The sequence below is a fragment of the Jatrophihabitans sp. GAS493 genome, from assembly GCF_900230215.1.
In the GTDB taxonomy this organism is placed as follows: domain Bacteria; phylum Actinomycetota; class Actinomycetes; order Mycobacteriales; family Jatrophihabitantaceae; genus MT45.
This window is the reverse complement of the sequence record NZ_LT907982.1, coordinates 1,997,483-2,015,018: the sequence shown is the minus strand read 5'-3', so window position 1 is coordinate 2,015,018 and position 17,536 is coordinate 1,997,483. Positions and strand designations below refer to the sequence as shown.

Genomic DNA, 17,536 nt, shown 5'->3' with positions numbered 1-17,536 from the left:
TCCATTCCTCGTGCCTGCGGCCAATGCAGACGTCGAGAAAGGCGACGTGGACCTCTGACAACTGTACGCGGTGTAGCCGCGTACTCCAAACCGCGTGGTCTGCGGCCCTGGGCGACCGAAGTAGGCTCTCCGTCGTGGATCTGAAGCGTGTGCGTCGCGACGTCGACCGCAGCGTCGATTTGGCGGTGCTCTTCGCCCAGAAATGGCGCTGGTATCGCCGCGCGCAGACGCCGTGGCAGCTGGCGGCGCTGCACGTCGAACTGGCCCGCCGCCAGTGCTTCGCCCGGGGGCGCCTCTACGGCGAGCCGCTGCAACTGCTGCGCGAGAACCGCCTCCGGCTGGGCGAGCAGACGCTCTTCGAGGACGGAGTCTGGCTCACCTCCTACGCCGGGCGGATCGAGATCGGCGCGAACTGCATACTCAACCGCAATGTGATGGTGGCGGCCAGCGATCTGGTGCAGATCGGTGATCACACGCTCATCGGCAACGGCTGTCTGATCACCGACTCCGCGCACCGCAATGACGACACCGACGAACCGATGCCTTGGCAGGGGTACGCCAGCAAGGGGCCGACCCGGATCGGCGACAACACCTGGATCGGAGTCAATAGCGTGATCACCAGCGGGGTAACCGTGGGTCGGCGCTGTGCGATCGGCGCGAATTCGGTCGTCACGCGGGATATCCCGGACTTCAGTGTCGCCGCCGGGTCACCGGCCCGGGTCATCCGCTCGCTGCGCGAACCGTGAGCCGGCGGCGGCGGTTAGCGTCAGGCCGCGGGCGGCGAACTCGGCCCGGCCGCCGTCCTCGGCGGTGAGCACCCACGGGCCGTCGTCGAAGAGGGCGATGGTGTGCTCCCAGTGCGCCGCGAGTGACCCGTCGGCCGTCACTACGGTCCAACCATCCTCGAGCTCGGATGTCTCTGGAGATCCGAGGGTGATCATCGGCTCGATGGCCAGTGCCATGCCGGCGGTGAGCTTCGGCCCCTGGCCCGGCCGACCGTAGTTGAGCACGTGCGGATCCATGTGCATAGCCGACCCAATACCGTGGCCGCCGTAGCCCTGGACGATGCCGAAGGGACCGAACTCCGACTCGTCGCCAGAGGCCAGCACCGACGTCTCGACCGCGTGCGAGATGTCCGAGAGACGTCCGCCGACCACCGCCGCGGCCAGCCCGTCCCACATCGACTTCTCACAGGCTGCCGAGAGCGCTCGGGCCGAATCGCTGACGTCACCCACGAGCACGGTGAGCGCCGAATCGCCATGCCAGCCGTGCACGATGGCGCCGTAGTCGATGGAGATGATGTCACCGTCGCGCAGCACAGTCGCCGGGGACGGGATGCCGTGCACGATCTCATCGTTCACCGACGCGCAGATGACCCCTGGGTACGGCCCGGTGCCGATGTCGTAGTGCAGGAAGGAGGAGGCCGCGCCGGCCTTGGCCAGAACTTCGCGGCCGACCTCGTCCAGGTCGGCGGTCGAGACGCCAGGGGCGGCCGCCGCCCGCATCGCCGCGAGCCCCTGAGCCACGACTAGACCGGCCTCGCGCATCAGGGCGAACTGCTCGGCCGACTTCAGCTCGATCTGATTGCGGATACGGCGCATAGAGCCCCTCCTAGGAGCGGGCGGCCGAGAGCGCCGCGATCGCGCGGTCGGTGACGTCCTCGACGGCGCCGAGGGCGTCGATACGTACCAGCTGCTTACGCGAGATGTAGAACTCGATCAGCGGTGAGGTCTGAGCGGAGTAGACCTCGAGACGATGACGAACGGTCTCCGGGAAGTCGTCGTCACGCTGGTAGAGCTCGCCGCTGCAGCGGTCACAGACACCCACGACCGTCGGCGGGTCGTACTCCAGATGCCAGACGTGGCCACAGTTGCGACAGGTGCGCCGGCCGGATAGCCGCTTCACGACCTCTTCGTGTTCGACCTCGAGTTCGAGAACTACGTCGAGCGAGGAGCCGAGATCATTGAGCATGCTGTCGAGCTCGTAGGCCTGTGCGACGTTGCGCGGGAAGCCGTCCAGCAGGAAGCCGTCGGATGCATCCGGCTCACCAAGCCGGTCGCGGACCATGGCGTTGGTGACCTCGTCCGGAACGAGATCTCCGGCGTCCATGAACTTCTTGGCCAGCTTGCCCAGATCGGTACCACCCGAGACGTTGGCGCGGAAGATATCGCCGGTCGAGATCTTCGGAATCGTGAAATTCTCAGCGATGAACTCGGCCTGGGTTCCTTTGCCCGCTCCAGGGGGGCCTACGAGCACTAGCCTCACTATCGCAAGAACCCTTCGTAGTTGCGCTGAAGCAGCTGGCTCTCGATCTGCTTCACGGTATCCAGCCCCACGCCGACCATGATCAGCACCGCGGTGCCACCGAACGGGAAGTTCTGGTTGTTGCCGCCGGACACGGAGAAGAACAGGTTCGGCAGTACCGCGATGATACCGAGGTAGATCGCGCCGGGGAGTGTGATCCGCGACAGCACGAACGCGAGGTACTCAGCGGTCGGGCGGCCGGGGCGGATACCCGGGATGAAGCCGCCGTACTTCTTCATATCGTCCGCGCGCTCTTCAGGGTTGAACGTGATGCTGACGTAGAAGTAGGCGAAGAAGATGATCAACGCGAAGTAGATCGCGATGTGCACGGCCGACTGCTGGTTGATGATGTAGTTGTTCACGTAGCGGTAGAACGTGCCCGACGTCGAACCGACCAACTGTGAGATGAGCTGCGGAATGTAGAGCAGCGAGGACGCGAAGATCACCGGAATGACGCCGGCCTGGTTGACCTTCAACGGCAGGTAGGTCGAAGTACCGCCGAACTGGCGCCGCCCCACCATTCGCTTCGCGTACTGAACCGGGATCCGCCGCTGGGCCTGCTCCACGAAGACCACGGCCGCGATGATCGCCAGGCCGAGGCAGATGATCAGGAAGAAGGCGAAGCCACCGCTGTTCTTCAGGATCGCGTTGCCCTCACTCGGGATGCGAGCGGCGATCGAGGTGAACATCAGGACGCTCATACCGTTGCCGACGCCACGGTCGGTGACCATCTCGCCCATCCACATGATGATGGAGGTGCCCGCGGTCATACAGATGACCATCGTGCCGAGGGTGAAGATGTCTTCGCGGTAGAGGATCTGAGAGGTACAGCCGGGGAACAGCTGCTGGGTGCGGGCCAGGGCGATGAAGCCGGTGGACTGCAGGATGGCCAGACCGATGGTCAGGTAGCGGCTGTACTGAGTCAGCTTCTGCTGTCCGGACTGCCCCTCCTTCTTCAACGCATCGAATCGCGGGATCACCACGACGAGCAACTGGATGATGATGCTGGCGGTGATGTACGGCATGATGCCGAGCGCGAAGACCGAGAGCTTCAGTAGCGCGCCACCTGAGAACAGGTTGATCAGCGAGTAGATGTCCTTGTTGGCGCCATTCGCGCCCTGCGTAATGCAGTCGCTGATGCCCTTGCTACTGGTGTTCGGAGTCGGAACGGATGCTCCGAGTCGGTACACCGCGATCATCGCGAAGGTGAAGAGCAACTTCTTTCGCAGATCTGGCGTGCGGAATGCCGAGGCAAAGGCACTGAGCACGGATCCTCCTGCGGACGAGGCGATCGCTGGGATCGCGCTACTTGGCTACCGGTTGAATAGCTTCAGATACGGAAAGTTTAAGGGCTACGCGAGAACGCAGCACCGGGTCAGGCTAGCGCATCTGCACCGAAGGCACAGCGGCGAGTCCGATTCGGGGTGAATTGGTCCTCGTCCGCCGTGCCCACGGTGGTACAGAAACACGAAGTCTGATGCTACAGATCGGTGACGCTTCCGCCAGCGGCCGCGATCTTCTCACGGGCGGAACCCGAGAACTTGTTCGCGGTGATGTCGAGCTTGACGCTGCCCAGGTCCCCGTCGCCGAGAACCTTGACCAGCTGGCCCTTGCGGACCGCGCCGGCGGCGACGAGCTCGTCGACACCGATCGTTCCGCCGTTCGGGAAGAGCTCCGCGAGGCGATCCAGGTTCACGACCTGGTACTCGACGCGGAAGCGGTTCGTGAAGCCCTTGAGCTTGGGCAGACGCATGTGAATCGGCATCTGGCCACCCTCGAAGCGGGCGGGAACCTGGTAGCGGGCCTTCGTACCCTTGGTACCGCGACCGGCGGTCTTACCCTTGCTCGCCTCACCGCGACCCACGCGGGTCTTCTTGGTGTGCGCGCCCTCGGCCGGGCGAAGGTGGTGAACCTTCAGTGGTCCGTTAGTCATTAGTCAACCTCCTCGACCGTTACCAGGTGCGGCACAGTGTTGATCATGCCGCGGATCTCGGGACGGTCTTCTTTGATTACGGTGTCGCGCATCCGCTTCAAGCCGAGGGAACGCAGCGTCTCACGCTGGTTCTGCTTGTAGCCGATCCCGGACTTCGTCTGGGTGATCTTCAGGCGGCTCATGGTTCAGCCTCCTAACTCGTCTGGCCGGCGCGGGCACGGAGCAGACCGGCAGGAGCGACGTCTTCCAGCGGCAGGCCACGGCGAGCCGCAACCTCTTCCGGACGGACGAGCTGCTGCAGGGCAGCCACCGTGGCGTGCACGATGTTGATCGGGTTGTCTGAGCCGAGGGACTTGCTCAGCACGTCGTGGATGCCGGCGCACTCGAGAACGGCACGCACCGGGCCACCGGCGATAACACCGGTACCGGGGCTGGCCGGCTTGAGGAGCACGACGCCAGCGGCCTTCTCACCCTGAACCGGGTGCGGGATGGTCTGCTGGATGCGCGGGACCTTGAAGAAGTTCTTGCGAGCAGCCTCGACGCCCTTGGCGATCGCGGCCGGAACTTCCTTGGCCTTGCCGTAGCCGACGCCGACCGTGCCGTCACCGTCGCCGACGACGACCAGGGCGGTGAAGCTGAAGCGACGACCACCCTTGACGACCTTGGCGACTCGGTTGATCGTGACTACCCGCTCGAGGTAGGCACTCTTCTCGGCACGGTCATTGCCGCGTCCACCGTCACGTCCGCCTTCGCGTCCGCCACGACCGCCGCGGTCGTTGCCGCCGCGCTCATTGCCGCCGCGGTCGTTGCCGCCGCCGGCGGCACCGGTGCGACCTGTGCGCTGTGGTCCGGGCATCAGCCGTTCCTTCCAATCATCTTTACGTTCATTGCAGTGTGGCGGTTGCTCATCAGAACTCGAGACCGCCTTCACGGGCAGCGTCGGCGAAAGCCGCGATACGCCCGGTGTAAGTGGCGCCACCCCGGTCGAAGACGACCTTGGTGATGCCGGCCGCCTTGGCCGCCTCGGCGAGCTTGCCGCCGACGAGGGTGGCCTGCGCGGTCTTGTTGCCGTCGGTCAGCTTGTAGGTCGAGACCGAAGCCAGTGTCTTGCCCAGGCTGTCGTCGACAACCTGCGCGAACAGGTGACGCGACGAGCGGGTGACGACCAGACGCGGACGCTCGGCACTGCCGACGACCTTCTTGCGCAGCCGGAAGTGACGACGGGATTTCGAGACCCGACGGGTGGCCGAAATGCCGGCGGAGCGGCGGGCCTTCTTGAGAATCGAGGATGCGGCCATGGCTTACTTACCTGTCTTTCCGGCTTTGCGGCGGACAACTTCGCCCTGGTACCGCACGCCCTTGCCCTTGTACGGGTCGGGCTTGCGCAGCTTGCGGATGTTCGCCGAGACCTCGCCGACCTTCTGCTTGTCGATGCCCTCGACGGTGAAGCGGGTCGGGGCCTCGACCTTGAACGTGATGCCGTCCGGCGCCGTGACCAGTACCGGGTGCGAGAAGCCGAGGGCGAACTCGAGGTCCGAGCCCTTGGCCGCGACACGGTAACCGGTGCCGACGATCTCCATGGTCTTCACGTAGCCGGTGGTGACACCGGTGACCATGTTGGCGATCAGCGTGCGGGACAGGCCGTGAAGTGCCTTCGACTGACGCTCGTCGTTCGGACGAGCGACTTCGAGGGAGCCGTCTTCGGCCTTGTCCACGCTGATCGGCTCGGCGACCGTGTGGCTGAGGGACCCCTTCGGGCCCTTGACTGTGACTTGCTGCCCGTCAATCGTGACGTCGACCCCGCCTGGGACGGGAATCGGCAGCCTTCCAATGCGACTCATGCTGCTTCTTCCTTTACCAGACGTAGGCGAGGACTTCCCCGCCCACACCGCGCTTGGCGGCTTGCTTGTCGGTCAACAGTCCGGTGGACGTTGAGATGATGGCGACGCCGAGCCCACCCAGCACACGGGGCAGTCCGGTCGACTTGGCATAGACACGCAGACCTGGCTTGGAGACCCGGCGCACGCCAGCAATGCTGCGCTCGCGGTTCGGTCCGTACTTCAGGTCGAGGACGAGGAGCTTGCCGGGCTGGCCTTCGGGGGTGTCGGTGATGTGGAACCCACCGATGTAGCCCTGCTCCTTCAAGATCTCCGCGATGTGCCCCTTCAACTTCGAGTGAGGCATCACCACCGTGTCGTGGAAGGCTGAGTTCGCGTTGCGAAGACGCGTCAGCATGTCCGCAATCGGGTCAGTCATAGTCATGTATTGCTCTGCTTTCTCGCGCGGTTCCCGCTCAGTCGAGCGGGCCTATCGCGAAGTAATGTTGTTCAACCAGACAAGTCTGCCTGATCGCCGACCGGTAACCAAATCGCTGGCCGCCGGGAGTCTTGGGTGTAGCGCCGGGGACGGCGCCACAACGGTGCTGCTAACGCAGTCGTACTGGACTTACCAGGACGACTTGGTGACGCCTGGCAGCTCGCCGGCGTGCGCCATCTCGCGCAGGCAGATCCGGCACAGGCCGAACTTCTGGTACACCGAGTGCGAACGACCGCAGCGCTGGCAGCGGGTGTAACCGCGAACCGCAAACTTCGGCTTGGCCGCAGCCTTGTTAACTAGTGCCTTCTTAGCCATCTGGCTCAGTTCTCCTTGAACGGGAAGCCGAGCGCCTTGAGCAGCGCGCGTCCTTCGTCGTCGTTAGCGGCGGTGGTGACGATGGTGATGTCCATACCGCGGGGACGGTCGATCGAGTCCGGATCGATCTCGACGAACATCGACTGCTCGTTCAGACCGAAGGTGTAGTTGCCGTTACCGTCGAACTGCTGCGGCGAGAGGCCCCGGAAGTCACGGATACGAGGCAGCGCCAGCGAGAGCAGGCGGTCCAGGAACTCCCACATGCGGTCGCCGCGGAGAGTGACCTTCGCGCCGATCGGCATGCCCTCGCGCAGCTTGAACTGCGCAATCGACTTGCGGGCCTTCTGCACCAACGGCTTCTGGCCGGTGATGAGGGTCAGGTCGCGGACAGCCGGCTCGATGAGCTTGGCATCCCGCGCTGCGGCGCCGACACCCATGTTGACGACGATCTTGGTCAGACCGGGGATCTGCATCGGGTTGCCGAAGGAGAACTGATCCTTCAGCGCCGGCACGATCTCCTCGCGATAGCGGGTCTTGAGACGCGGAGCAGCCTGCTCCGACGTTGATGCGGCAGTCACTTCAGGTCCTTTCCAGACCGACGCGAGACGCGGACGTTACGTCCTTCTTCGTCACGGCGGTATCCCACACGGGTCGCGTTGCCGTCACCATCGACGACCATCACCTTGCTTGCAGCGATCGCGGCTTCGATCGTCTCGATGCCACCGGTCTTGGCGCCGCGGGCAGTCGTCGACATCGCGACGTGCTTCTTGATGCGGTTGACGCCCTCGACGATGACCTTGCCCGTCTCGGGGTTGGCCGCCAGGACCTTGCCCTTCACGCCGCGGTCTTTTCCAGCGATCACCACTACGGTGTCGCCCTTCTTGATCTTCATCTTTACAGCACCTCAGGAGCGAGAGAAATGATCTTCATGAACTTCTTGTCACGCAGTTCGCGACCGACGGGACCGAAGATTCGGGTACCACGCGGCTCGCCATCAGCCTTGATGAGAACGGCGGCGTTCTCGTCGAAACGGATGTAGCTGCCGTCGGGACGGCGCCGTTCCTTAACGGTACGGACGATGACCGCCTTGACGACGTCGCCCTTCTTGACACCTGCACCGGGCAGCGCGTCCTTGACGGTGGCGACGATGATGTCCCCGATTCCGGCGTAGCGCCGACCCGAGCCACCCATCACGCGGATGCAGAGGATCTCCTTTGCACCGGTGTTGTCGGCGACTCGAAGTCGCGACTCCTGCTGAATCACTTCTGTACTCCCTGCTCTGTGTCACCCGCTGCCCGCACTCCTGCGAACCCGACGATGACACCCGTTGGTATTTCGAGTTATTGAGACTTGCTGGACGAGATGCTTACTTGGCCTTCTCGATGACCTCGACGACGCGCCAGCGCTTGGTGGCCGACAGCGGTCGGGTCTCCATCAGCAGCACGCGGTCGCCGACGCCGACTGCGTTGCTCTCGTCGTGCGCCTTGAGCTTGTTCGTGCGGCGGATGACCTTGCCGTAGAGGGGGTGCTTGACGCGGTCCTCGACAGCGACCACGACGGTCTTGTCCATCTTGTCGCTGACGACCAGGCCCTCGCGGGTCTTGCGGAAGGTGTCGCGCGCGGGCGCGGCTTCCGTTGCTTTGTCGGTCATGCCATCTTCTCCATCATCTTCATTGCGTTCATGTACTACTTGGCCGCCGACTCAGCCTCGGCCGGGGCGACCGAGAGGCCGAGCTCACGCTCGCGCAGGATCGTGTAGATCCGGCCGATGTCGTGACGGACGGTGCGCAGGCGACGGTTGTCATCGAGCTGTCCCGTCGCCATCTGGAAGCGAAGCTTGAAGAGGTCTTCCTTCGCTTCGTGCAGACGGGTCTTCAGTTCGTCGTCGTGCAGTTCCCGCAACTCACTGGGGCTGGTCATTAGATGTCACCTGCTTCACGCTTCACAATGCGGCACTTCATCGGCAGCTTGTGGATGGCACGGGTCAGCGCCTCGCGGGCGGTGGCCTCGTTGGGGTAGGTCAGCTCGAACAGCACGCGTCCGGGCTTGACGTTGGCGATCCACCACTCCGGCGAACCCTTACCGGAACCCATGCGGGTCTCGGCCGGCTTCTTGGTCAGCGGGCGGTCGGGGTAAATGTTGATCCAGACCTTGCCGCCACGGCGGATGTGCCGGTTGATGGCGATACGCGCGGACTCGATCTGGCGGTTGGTGACGTAGGCCGGCTCGAGAGCCTGGATGCCGTACTCACCGAACGTCACTCGGGTACCGCCCGAGGCCTGGCCGCGCCGGGTCGGGTGGTGCTGCTTGCGGTGCTTGACGCGCCGTGGGATGAGCATGACTCAGCTCTCCGTCTCTGTGCTGTCTGTTGCCATAGCGGTGGCGATCTCGGCCGCCGACACGTCGCTGCCCGCAACCGTCTCGACGACGGCGGTGGAGGCTCCGGGAGTCTCGGCCACACCGGTGTCGATGGCCGGGGTCTCGACGACCGCGTCCTCGACGGGAGCCGCGGTGGTCGGGCCCTCGGATGCGGCGCGGCCGGCTTCGGTGGAGACGCCGGTCGTGCCCTGCGAGCCGGAGCGACGCGGGCGGCTGCTGCTGGCCGGACGGTCACGACGCTGACGCAGCGCCTCAGCCGCGACCGCAGCCTCGCGCTCGGTGCGCGAACCGGTCGGCACCTCGCCCTTGTAGATCCAGACCTTGACGCCGATGCGCCCGAAGGTCGTCTTGGCCTCGAAGAAGCCATAGTCGATGTTCGCGCGCAGCGTGTGCAGCGGAACGCGGCCCTCGCGGTAGAACTCCGAGCGGCTCATCTCGGCGCCACCGAGGCGGCCCGAGCACTGCACACGGATGCCCTGCACGCCCGGGCTCTTCTGCGCGGACTGCATGCTCTTACGCATCGCCCGACGGAAGCTGACTCGGTTGGAGAGCTGCTCCGCCACGCCCTGAGCTACCAGCTGCGCGTCACCCTCGGGGTTCTTCACCTCGAGGATGTTGAGCTGGACCTGCTTACCGGTCAACTTCTCCAGCTGGCCACGGATGCGGTCGGCCTCGGCGCCACGGCGACCGATGACGATGCCGGGGCGGGCCGTGTGGATGTCCACGCGGACCCGGTCACGGGTGCGCTCGATCTCGACCTTGGAGATGCCGGCGCGGTCCATACCGGTCGCCATCAGCTTGCGGATCTGGACGTCTTCTTTGACGTACGCCGCGTACTGCTTGTCGGCGAACCAGCGCGACTTGAAGTCGGTGCTGATACCGAGGCGGAACCCGTTCGGGTTTACTTTCTGACCCATTAGCGGGTCCGTCCCTTCTGTACAGCCTTCGAAGCGGTCGCGATCGACTCAACCTCGATGGTGATGTGGCTCGTGCGCTTGCGGATACGGAAGGCCCGACCCTGGGCACGCGGACGGAAACGCTTGAGCGTCGGTCCCTCGTCGACGAAGGCACGCGAAACGAAGAGCGTGTCCGGGTCGAGCTGGAAGTTGTGCTCGGCGTTGGCGACGGCGCTGGCGAGCACCTTCGCCACCGGCTCGCTCGCAGCCTGCGGTGCGAACTTCAGCACCGACAGCGCCTGGTCGGCAGGCATGTTGCGGATGAGGTCGATGACGCGGCGCGCCTTCATCGGCGTGACCCGGACATTCGCCGCACGCGCGATGGCGGTGCGAACTTCGTCCGTTTCAGGGTTGGCAACCATTACTTTCCTCTTCTTAGTCTCGTCGGCTTCTAGCTGGCTGACTTTGTCTTGACTCAGCCGCGCCGGGAGCGACGGTCGTCTTTGATGTGGCCACGGAAGGTGCGGGTGAGCGCGAACTCGCCCAGCTTGTGGCCGACCATGCCTTCGGTGACGAAGACCGGAACGTGCTTGCGACCGTCGTGAACGGCGATCGTGTGTCCGAGCATGTCGGGGATGATCGTCGAGCGCCGCGACCACGTCTTGATGACGATCTTGGTGCCCTTGTCGTTCTGAGCGTCGACCTTCTTCAGGAGGTGGTCGTCGACGAACGGACCCTTCTTCAAACTGCGTGGCATCTTCTAGTCCTCTTAACGCTTCTTGTTCGTCTTGCGACGGCGGACGATCATCTTGTCGCTGGCCTTGTTGGCGCGGCGGGTGCGGCCCTCGGGCTTACCGGCCGGGTTCACCGGGTGACGTCCACCGGACGTCTTGCCCTCGCCACCACCGTGCGGGTGGTCAACCGGGTTCATGGCGACACCGCGGACGGTCGGGCGCTTGCCCTTCCAGCGCATGCGGCCGGCCTTGCCCCAGTTGATGTTGCTCTGCTCGGCGTTACCGACCTCGCCGACCGTCGCGCGGCAGCGCAGGTCGACGTTGCGGATCTCGCCGGAGGGCAGACGCAGCTGGGCGTACGGTCCGTCCTTGGCCACGAGCTGGATGCTCGAACCGGCGGAGCGGGCGATCTTGGCCCCGCCACCCGGGCGCAGCTCGACGTTGTGCACGACCGTACCCGTGGGGATGTTGCGCAGCGGGAGAGCGTTTCCGGGCTTGATGTCAGCGCCCGGGCCGTTCTCGATGCGGTCACCCTGCTTGAGCAGGCGCGGAGCGATGATGTAGCGCTTCTCGCCGTCCGCGTAGTGCAGCAGCGCGATGCGCGCGGTGCGGTTCGGGTCGTACTCGATCTCGGCTACGACCGCGGGGACACCGTCCTTGTCGTGGCGACGGAAGTCGATGACGCGGTAGGCCCGCTTGTGGCCACCACCCTGGTGACGGGTGGTGATGCGACCGGTGTTGTTACGGCCACCCTTGTTGTGCAGCGGGCGAACCAGCGACTTCTCCGGCGTCGTGCGGGTGAGCTCGACGAAGTCGGCGACCGACGAGCCACGCCGGCCCGGCGTAGTCGGCTTGTATTTGCGAATTCCCATGACCTATATCCGTTTCCCGTTACGCCGGAGCGCCGAAGACGTCGATGCGGTCGCCGTCACGCAGGGTGACGATGGCGCGCTTGACGCTCTTACGCTGTCCGTAGCCGGCCCGGGTGCGCTTGCGCTTGCCCTGGCGATTGAGGGTGTTCACGTCGGTGACCTTGACGTTGAAGACCTTCTCGATGGCGATCTTGATCTGAGTCTTGTTGGCATCCGGGTGGACTTCGAATGTGTACTTGTTGTCGTCCAGGAGGCCGTAGCTCTTCTCCGAGATCACCGGAGCGAGCAGAACATCGTGCGGGCTGTCAAACATCAGGCTTCCTCTTCCGTAGCGGCGTCGGCCCCGGCAGTCGCGGACTCGTCGTCCGTCTTCGCCGCTGCCTTCTTGGCGGCCGCCTTCTTGGCCGGCTTGGCCTTCGCCTCAACAGCCTCGGTGGCATCCGCGGTGTCGGCCTTGGCGGCCTTCTTCGCAGGGGCTTTCGGGGCCTTGGTCGCGACGTCGACCTTCTCGTCGATCACGGCGTCAGCCTCGAGGCTGCTGGCCGCACCCTTGGCCGACTTCCCCTTGGCGGGGCCGGCGATAAAGCTGGCCAGCGCCTCCTCGGTGAAGACGATGTCGTCGCTGATCAGCACGTCGTAAGTGTTGAGCTGACCCGGCTCGAGGATGTGCACCGCGTGATGGTTACGCAGGCTCAGCCACGTCGCATCGTCGTTGCGCTCAGCGACGACGAGGATGTTGCGAGCACTCGAAACCGACGCGAGCGCCGTCGTGGCGGCCTTGGTGGACGGCGTGTCGCCGACCAGCGAGGTAACCACGTGAATGCGGTCGTTGCGGGCCCGGTCCGACAGCGCGCAGCGTAGGGCGCCGGCGATCATCTTCTTCGGGGTCCGCTGCGCGTACGAACGCGGCTGCGGGCCGTGCACGACTCCACCGCCGACGAACTGCGGCGCCCGGGTCGAACCCTGGCGGGCTCGGCCGGTGCCCTTCTGGCGGTACGGCTTCTTGCCACCACCGCGCACCTCGGCGCGCGTCTTGGTGGCGTGCGTGCCCTGGCGGGCGGCGGCCAGCTGAGCAACGACGACCTGGTGGACCAGCGGGATGTTCGTCGGAACATCGAAGATCTCGGCCGGCAGCTCGACGGTGCCGGTCTTGGCCTTGGCGTCAGCCGGGTTGCGAACAGTGAGAGTCGCAGTCATGTTCAGGCTCCCTTCACTGCGGTACGGACCAGGACGAGACCGCCCTTGGGGCCCGGAACGGCACCCTTGATGAGGAGGAGACCGCGCTCAGCGTCGACCTTGTAGACGGTCAGGCTCTGGGTGGTCTGCTGCTCGTGACCCATCCGGCCGGCCATGCGCAGGCCCTTGAAGACACGACCAGGCGTGGCGCAGGCACCGATGGAGCCGGGTGCGCGGTGCTTGCGGTGCGTGCCGTGACCGGCGCCCAGACCGTGGAAGCCGTGGCGCTTCATGACGCCCGCGGTTCCCTTGCCCTTGGTGGTGCCGGTGACGTCGACCGAAGCGCCGTCGGCGAAGACATCCGCGCCGATCTCCTGTCCGACCTCGTACCCGTCAAGGGTCTCGGTGCGCAGCTCGACCAGGTGACGACGGGGCGTCACGTTGGCGGCCTTGTAGTGCCCGGCGACCGGCTTGGTTACCTTGCGCGGGTCGATGGCGCCGTAGGCGAGCTGAACGGCGCTGTAGCCGTCCTTCTCCTCGGTGCGGATCTGGGTGACGACGCACGGACCCGCCTTCACGACGGTGACCGGAACGACCCGGTTGTTCTCGTCGAAGACTTGGGTCATGCCGAGCTTTTCGCCCAGGATCCCCTGCAATTGCTTAGCCATGGTGTGTGATCTCTCGCTGTTCGCTACTGAATCTCTTACTGAATGTTGACGTCGACGCTGGCCGGCAGATCGATGCGCATAAGCGCGTCCACCGTCTTCGGCGTCGGGTCCAGAATGTCGATGAGCCGCTTGTGGGTGCGCATCTCGAAGTGCTCGCGGCTGTCCTTGTACTTATGCGGCGACCGGATGACGCAGTAAATGTTCTTCTCGGTCGGCAACGGCACCGGTCCGACAACCCGGGCACCCGTGCGGGTGACCGTCTCGACAATGCGACGCGCGCTGGCGTCGATTGCCTCGTGGTCGTAGGCCTTGAGCCGAATGCGGATCTTCTGTCCCGCCATGGTGGCTAACTCACCTTCACTGTTTTCGGTGTATCAGTGTTCGATACTTCAGGATCAAGCTCGCAAGCCACGGGTGCGGCAAGGAGCGGCAACGCAAATTTCTTCGGACTCACCAGGGTGCTGATCTCATCGACCAGCACCCTGGGTGAATCCTTTGAAGTTGTTACCTACTAAACGTTGCGGAGCGGCCCGAACAAAATGGGGCTTACCGCGCGTTCAATTTCAGTTACTTGATGATCTTCGTGACTCGACCGGCGCCGACGGTGCGGCCACCCTCACGGATCGCGAAGCGCAGACCGTCCTCCATGGCGATCGGCTGAATCAGCACGACCGTCATGTCAACCGTGTCACCCGGCATGACCATCTCGGTGCCCTCGGGGAGGGTAACGACACCGGTCACGTCCGTGGTGCGGAAGTAGAACTGGGGACGGTAGTTGTTGAAGAACGGCGTGTGACGGCCACCCTCATCCTTCGAGAGGATGTAGACAGTGCCCTCGAAGTCGGTGTGCGGGGTGGTCGTGCCCGGCTTGATGACAACCTGGCCACGCTCGACGTCCTCGCGCTTGATGCCACGAAGGAGCAGTCCGACGTTCTCGCCGGCCTGGCCCTCGTCGAGCAGCTTGCGGAACATCTCGATGCCGGTGACCGTGGTGGTCTGCTTGTCCGGACGGATACCGACGATGTCGACCGTCTCGTTGACCTTCAGGACTCCACGCTCGATGCGGCCGGTGACGACCGTGCCGCGACCGGTGATCGTGAAGACGTCCTCGACGGGCATGAGGAACGGCTTCTCGGTCTCGCGAACCGGCTGCGGGATGTACTCGTCGACGGCGTCCATCAGGCTGAGAACGGCCTCGGCCCAGGTCGGGTCGCCCTCAAGGGCCTTCAGCGCCGAGACGCGAACGATCGGGGCGTCGTCGCCACCGAAGTCATTGGCGTTGAGCAGCTCACGAACCTCGAGCTCGACGAGCTCCAGGATCTCCTCGTCATCGACCATGTCGGCCTTGTTCAGCGCGACGACGATGTAAGGAACACCGACCTGGCGGGCCAGGAGCACGTGCTCCTTGGTCTGCGGCATCGGGCCGTCGGTGGCGGCGACGACGAGGATCGCACCGTCCATCTGAGCGGCACCGGTGATCATGTTCTTGATGTAGTCGGCGTGACCCGGGCAGTCGACGTGCGCATAGTGGCGCTTCTCGGTCTGGTACTCGATGTGAGCGATCGAGATCGTGATACCACGCTGGCGCTCTTCCGGCGCCTTGTCGATCTGGTCGAACGCCTCGGTGTTCGGGTTGAGGGCCGGGTACTTGTCGTGCAGGGTGCGCGAGATAGCCGCCGTCAGGGTCGTCTTGCCATGGTCGATGTGACCAATGGTGCCGATGTTGACGTGGGGCTTGGTGCGCTCGAACTTGGCCTTCGCCACTGCTCTGCCTCTTTCTTGTCTGTATTGCTAGTTGGTTTGTGAGTTGGTCTAGCCGGTGCTGCGAGTTATTCGCCGTTAACCTATTCGCCGTTAACCTTGGCGATGATTTCCTTCGACACGTTGGACGGAACCTCCGCGTACGAGTCGAACTGCATCGAGTAGCTCGCCCGTCCCTGCGTCTTGGAACGCAGGTCGCCGACGTAGCCAAACATCTCTGACAGCGGAACCAACGCCTTGACGACGCGGACCCCACTGCGCTCCTCCATGGCCTGGATCTGGCCGCGGCGGGAGTTCAGGTCGCCGATCACGTCGCCCATGTTCTCTTCGGGCGTCGTCACCTCGACCGCCATCATCGGTTCGAGAAGAACCGGGCTGGCCTTGCGTGCCGCTGCCTTGAAGATCATCGAGCCAGCGATCTTGAACGCCATCTCCGAGGAGTCGACGTCGTGGTAGCCACCGTCGGTCAGCGTCATCTTGACTCCGACTAGCGGGTAGCCGGCGAGGATGCCGTACTGCATGGCCTCCTGCGCGCCCTGGTCCACCGAAGGGATGTACTCCTTCGGGATACGACCACCGGTGACGGCGTTGACGAATTCATACGTCGGGCCGTCGCTGGTCATCTCCAGCGGCTCGAGCTTGATCTGCACCTTCGCGAACTGACCCGAACCACCGGTCTGCTTCTTGTAGGTGAGATCTTCGCGCTCGACGACCTTGCGAATCGTCTCGCGGTAGGCAACCTGCGGCTTACCGACGTTCGCCTCGACCTTGAACTCGCGACGCATCCGGTCAACGAGGATCTCCAGGTGGAGCTCCCCCATGCCCGCGATGATCGTCTGGCCGGTCTCTTCGTCGTTCTTGACCTGGAAGGTCGGGTCTTCCTCGGCCAGCTTCTGGATGGCCGTACCCAGCTTCTCCTGGTCGCTCTTCGTCTTCGGCTCGATGGCCACCGAGATGACCGGGGCCGGGAACGTCATCGACTCGAGAACGATCGGCTTGTTCAGGTCGCTAAGCGTGTCACCGGTGGTGGTCTGCTTGAGACCGGCCACGGCGATGATGTCACCGGCGCCGGCGCGGGGCAGTTCTTCACGCTTGTTGGCATGCATCTGGTAGATCTTGCCGATGCGCTCCTTGCGGTCCTTGGTGGAGTTCAGGACCTGGCTGCCGTTGTCCAGCACACCGGAGTAGATGCGGACGAAGGTCAGCTTGCCGAGGTGGGGGTCGGTGGCGATCTTGAACGCCAACGCGGCCAGCGGCTCGGACTCGTCGGTCTTGCGCTCGGCCACCGTCTCGCCGTCCTGCAGCGTTCCGGTGACGTGGTCGACGTCCAGCGGCGAGGGCAGGTAGTCGATGACCGCGTCGAGCATGGGCTGAACGCCCTTGTTCTTGAAGGCCGAGCCGGTGAGCACCGGGTTGATCTTGTCGGCCAGCGTCGCGCGGCGGATCGCGGCCTTCAGCGTCTCGACGCTGATCTCCTCATCGCTGAGGAAGGCTTCGGCGATCTCGTCGTCGACGTCGGACATCGTCTCGAGGAGTGTCTCGCGCCACTGAGCGGCCTCGTCGGCCAGCTCGGCCGGGATCTCCTCGACGGCGAAGTCTTCACCGAGCTTGGTCTCGCCACGCCAGGTGAGGGCGCGCATCTCGACCAGGTCGATGACCCCGAGGAAGTCACCCTCGTTGCCAATCGGAATCTGCAGCACGGCGACGTTGGCGTTGAGGCGATCCTTCATCATCTGCACGCAGCGGAAGAAGTCGGCGCCGGTGCGGTCCAGCTTGTTGACGAAGCACATACGCGGCACGTTGTACTTGTCGGCCTGGCGCCAGACGGTCTCGGTCTGCGGCTCGACACCGGCCACACCGTCGTAGACGGCGACGGCGCCGTCGAGGACACGCAGCGAGCGCTCCACCTCAACGGTGAAGTCGACGTGGCCGGGCGTGTCGATGATGTTGATCGCGTGGCCCTTCCACTCACACTTCGTTGCAGCGGAGGTGATGGTGATGCCGCGTTCCTGCTCCTGCTCCATCCAGTCCATCGTGGCAGCGCCATCGTGAACTTCACCGATCTTGTAGTTGATACCGGTGTAGAAGAGGATGCGTTCGGTCGTCGTGGTCTTACCCGCGTCGATATGCGCCATGATCCCGATGTTTCGGGTCTTGGCGAGCTCGGCGTTGTTAGCCATGA

Annotated in this window: 26 protein-coding genes and 1 pseudogene; 1 reads left to right on the top strand and 26 read right to left on the bottom strand. The window is 64.4% G+C overall.

Translation table 11 applies throughout. The annotated features are described in order from the left end of the window. Nucleotides 1-134: 134 nt before the first annotated feature. Nucleotides 135-746: a DapH/DapD/GlmU-related protein gene (locus CPH63_RS09185; RefSeq protein ID WP_197704643.1), complete on the top strand. Its 612-nt coding sequence runs from the start codon at nt 135-137 to the stop codon at nt 744-746. Here the strand turns inward: CPH63_RS09185 and map are convergent. The 26 genes and pseudogenes from map to fusA form a co-directional block, all read right to left on the bottom strand. Next, entirely contained in the window at nt 708-1,601 is an 894-nt protein-coding gene (gene map, locus CPH63_RS09180; protein WP_096302623.1) for a type I methionyl aminopeptidase, read from the bottom strand. The genes CPH63_RS09185 and map overlap by 39 nt on opposite strands. Nucleotides 1,602-1,611: 10 nt before the next feature. Then, on the bottom strand, nt 1,612-2,265 hold the full coding sequence (locus CPH63_RS09175; RefSeq protein ID WP_096302621.1) for an adenylate kinase: 654 nt from the start codon (nt 2,263-2,265) through the stop codon (nt 1,612-1,614). Then, the gene (secY, locus tag CPH63_RS09170; protein WP_096302620.1) at nt 2,265-3,572 is read right to left on the bottom strand and encodes a preprotein translocase subunit SecY; all 1,308 of its coding nucleotides are present in this window, start codon (nt 3,570-3,572) and stop codon (nt 2,265-2,267) included. The genes CPH63_RS09175 and secY overlap by 1 nt, the downstream gene beginning before the upstream one ends. A gap of 212 nt (nt 3,573-3,784) precedes the next feature. Then, nucleotides 3,785-4,237 carry a 50S ribosomal protein L15 gene (gene rplO, locus CPH63_RS09165; protein WP_096302619.1) on the bottom strand — a complete coding sequence of 151 codons (453 nt, stop codon included), beginning with the start codon at nt 4,235-4,237 and terminating at the stop codon, nt 3,785-3,787. After that, complete coding sequence (rpmD, locus tag CPH63_RS09160; RefSeq protein WP_096302618.1) at nt 4,237-4,419, bottom strand: 50S ribosomal protein L30; 183 nt, start codon at nt 4,417-4,419, stop codon at nt 4,237-4,239. Before rpmD ends, rplO begins: the two co-directional genes overlap by 1 nt. An 11-nt stretch (nt 4,420-4,430) precedes the next feature. Then, entirely contained in the window at nt 4,431-5,093 is a 663-nt protein-coding gene (gene rpsE / locus CPH63_RS09155; protein WP_096302616.1) for a 30S ribosomal protein S5, read from the bottom strand. A 52-nt stretch (nt 5,094-5,145) separates the two neighbouring features. Further along, complete coding sequence (gene rplR / locus CPH63_RS09150) at nt 5,146-5,535, bottom strand: 50S ribosomal protein L18 (protein ID WP_096302614.1); 390 nt, start codon at nt 5,533-5,535, stop codon at nt 5,146-5,148. 3 nt (nt 5,536-5,538) lie between these two features. Then, complete coding sequence (gene rplF / locus CPH63_RS09145) at nt 5,539-6,078, bottom strand: 50S ribosomal protein L6 (RefSeq protein ID WP_096302613.1); 540 nt, start codon at nt 6,076-6,078, stop codon at nt 5,539-5,541. A gap of 13 nt (nt 6,079-6,091) precedes the next feature. Next, nucleotides 6,092-6,499 (bottom strand): 30S ribosomal protein S8, encoded by a 408-nt coding sequence (gene rpsH / locus CPH63_RS09140; RefSeq protein ID WP_091360067.1) that lies wholly within the window; start codon nt 6,497-6,499, stop codon nt 6,092-6,094. A 183-nt stretch (nt 6,500-6,682) separates the two neighbouring features. After that, nucleotides 6,683-6,868: a type Z 30S ribosomal protein S14 gene (locus tag CPH63_RS09135; protein ID WP_091360070.1), complete on the bottom strand. Its 186-nt coding sequence runs from the start codon at nt 6,866-6,868 to the stop codon at nt 6,683-6,685. A gap of 5 nt (nt 6,869-6,873) precedes the next feature. Beyond that, entirely contained in the window at nt 6,874-7,446 is a 573-nt protein-coding gene (gene rplE / locus CPH63_RS09130) for a 50S ribosomal protein L5 (protein WP_096302611.1), read from the bottom strand. Continuing rightward, nucleotides 7,443-7,760, bottom strand: a complete 318-nt coding sequence (gene rplX, locus CPH63_RS09125) for a 50S ribosomal protein L24 (RefSeq protein ID WP_096302609.1) — start codon at nt 7,758-7,760, stop codon at nt 7,443-7,445. Before rplX ends, rplE begins: the two co-directional genes overlap by 4 nt. A 2-nt stretch (nt 7,761-7,762) precedes the next feature. Continuing rightward, nucleotides 7,763-8,131 (bottom strand): 50S ribosomal protein L14, encoded by a 369-nt coding sequence (rplN, locus tag CPH63_RS09120; RefSeq protein ID WP_091360077.1) that lies wholly within the window; start codon nt 8,129-8,131, stop codon nt 7,763-7,765. A gap of 103 nt (nt 8,132-8,234) precedes the next feature. Further along, the gene (rpsQ, locus tag CPH63_RS09115) at nt 8,235-8,519 is read right to left on the bottom strand and encodes a 30S ribosomal protein S17 (RefSeq protein ID WP_096302608.1); all 285 of its coding nucleotides are present in this window, start codon (nt 8,517-8,519) and stop codon (nt 8,235-8,237) included. A 35-nt stretch (nt 8,520-8,554) separates the two neighbouring features. Beyond that, nucleotides 8,555-8,788, bottom strand: coding sequence for a 50S ribosomal protein L29 (gene rpmC / locus CPH63_RS09110; protein WP_091360082.1), 234 nt, complete (start codon nt 8,786-8,788; stop codon nt 8,555-8,557). Next, nucleotides 8,788-9,207, bottom strand: coding sequence for a 50S ribosomal protein L16 (gene rplP, locus CPH63_RS09105; protein ID WP_091360085.1), 420 nt, complete (start codon nt 9,205-9,207; stop codon nt 8,788-8,790). Before rplP ends, rpmC begins: the two co-directional genes overlap by 1 nt. Nucleotides 9,208-9,210: 3 nt before the next feature. Beyond that, complete coding sequence (gene rpsC / locus CPH63_RS09100; RefSeq protein WP_096302607.1) at nt 9,211-10,164, bottom strand: 30S ribosomal protein S3; 954 nt, start codon at nt 10,162-10,164, stop codon at nt 9,211-9,213. Then, nucleotides 10,164-10,565, bottom strand: coding sequence for a 50S ribosomal protein L22 (gene rplV / locus CPH63_RS09095; protein WP_096302606.1), 402 nt, complete (start codon nt 10,563-10,565; stop codon nt 10,164-10,166). The genes rpsC and rplV overlap by 1 nt, the downstream gene beginning before the upstream one ends. A gap of 53 nt (nt 10,566-10,618) precedes the next feature. Beyond that, nucleotides 10,619-10,900 carry a 30S ribosomal protein S19 gene (gene rpsS, locus CPH63_RS09090; protein ID WP_091360092.1) on the bottom strand — a complete coding sequence of 94 codons (282 nt, stop codon included), beginning with the start codon at nt 10,898-10,900 and terminating at the stop codon, nt 10,619-10,621. A gap of 12 nt (nt 10,901-10,912) precedes the next feature. Continuing rightward, on the bottom strand, nt 10,913-11,749 hold the full coding sequence (gene rplB / locus CPH63_RS09085; protein WP_091360094.1) for a 50S ribosomal protein L2: 837 nt from the start codon (nt 11,747-11,749) through the stop codon (nt 10,913-10,915). A 19-nt stretch (nt 11,750-11,768) separates the two neighbouring features. Beyond that, a complete protein-coding gene (rplW, locus tag CPH63_RS09080; protein ID WP_091360096.1) occupies nt 11,769-12,062 on the bottom strand; it encodes a 50S ribosomal protein L23 in 294 nt (97 codons plus the stop codon). Nucleotides 12,063-12,286: 224 nt separating this feature from the next. Further along, a pseudogene (gene rplD, locus CPH63_RS09075) lies at nt 12,287-12,946 on the bottom strand (50S ribosomal protein L4); the annotation flags it as partial. Nucleotides 12,947-12,948: 2 nt separating this feature from the next. Continuing rightward, nucleotides 12,949-13,593, bottom strand: coding sequence for a 50S ribosomal protein L3 (gene rplC / locus CPH63_RS09070; protein ID WP_096302603.1), 645 nt, complete (start codon nt 13,591-13,593; stop codon nt 12,949-12,951). Between the two features lie 35 nt (nt 13,594-13,628). Beyond that, nucleotides 13,629-13,934 carry a 30S ribosomal protein S10 gene (gene rpsJ / locus CPH63_RS09065; protein ID WP_091360102.1) on the bottom strand — a complete coding sequence of 102 codons (306 nt, stop codon included), beginning with the start codon at nt 13,932-13,934 and terminating at the stop codon, nt 13,629-13,631. Nucleotides 13,935-14,160: 226 nt separating this feature from the next. Beyond that, entirely contained in the window at nt 14,161-15,357 is a 1,197-nt protein-coding gene (tuf, locus tag CPH63_RS09060; protein ID WP_096302602.1) for an elongation factor Tu, read from the bottom strand. Nucleotides 15,358-15,437: 80 nt separating this feature from the next. Next, complete coding sequence (gene fusA, locus CPH63_RS09055) at nt 15,438-17,534, bottom strand: elongation factor G (RefSeq protein WP_096302600.1); 2,097 nt, start codon at nt 17,532-17,534, stop codon at nt 15,438-15,440. Nucleotides 17,535-17,536 lie beyond the last annotated feature (2 nt).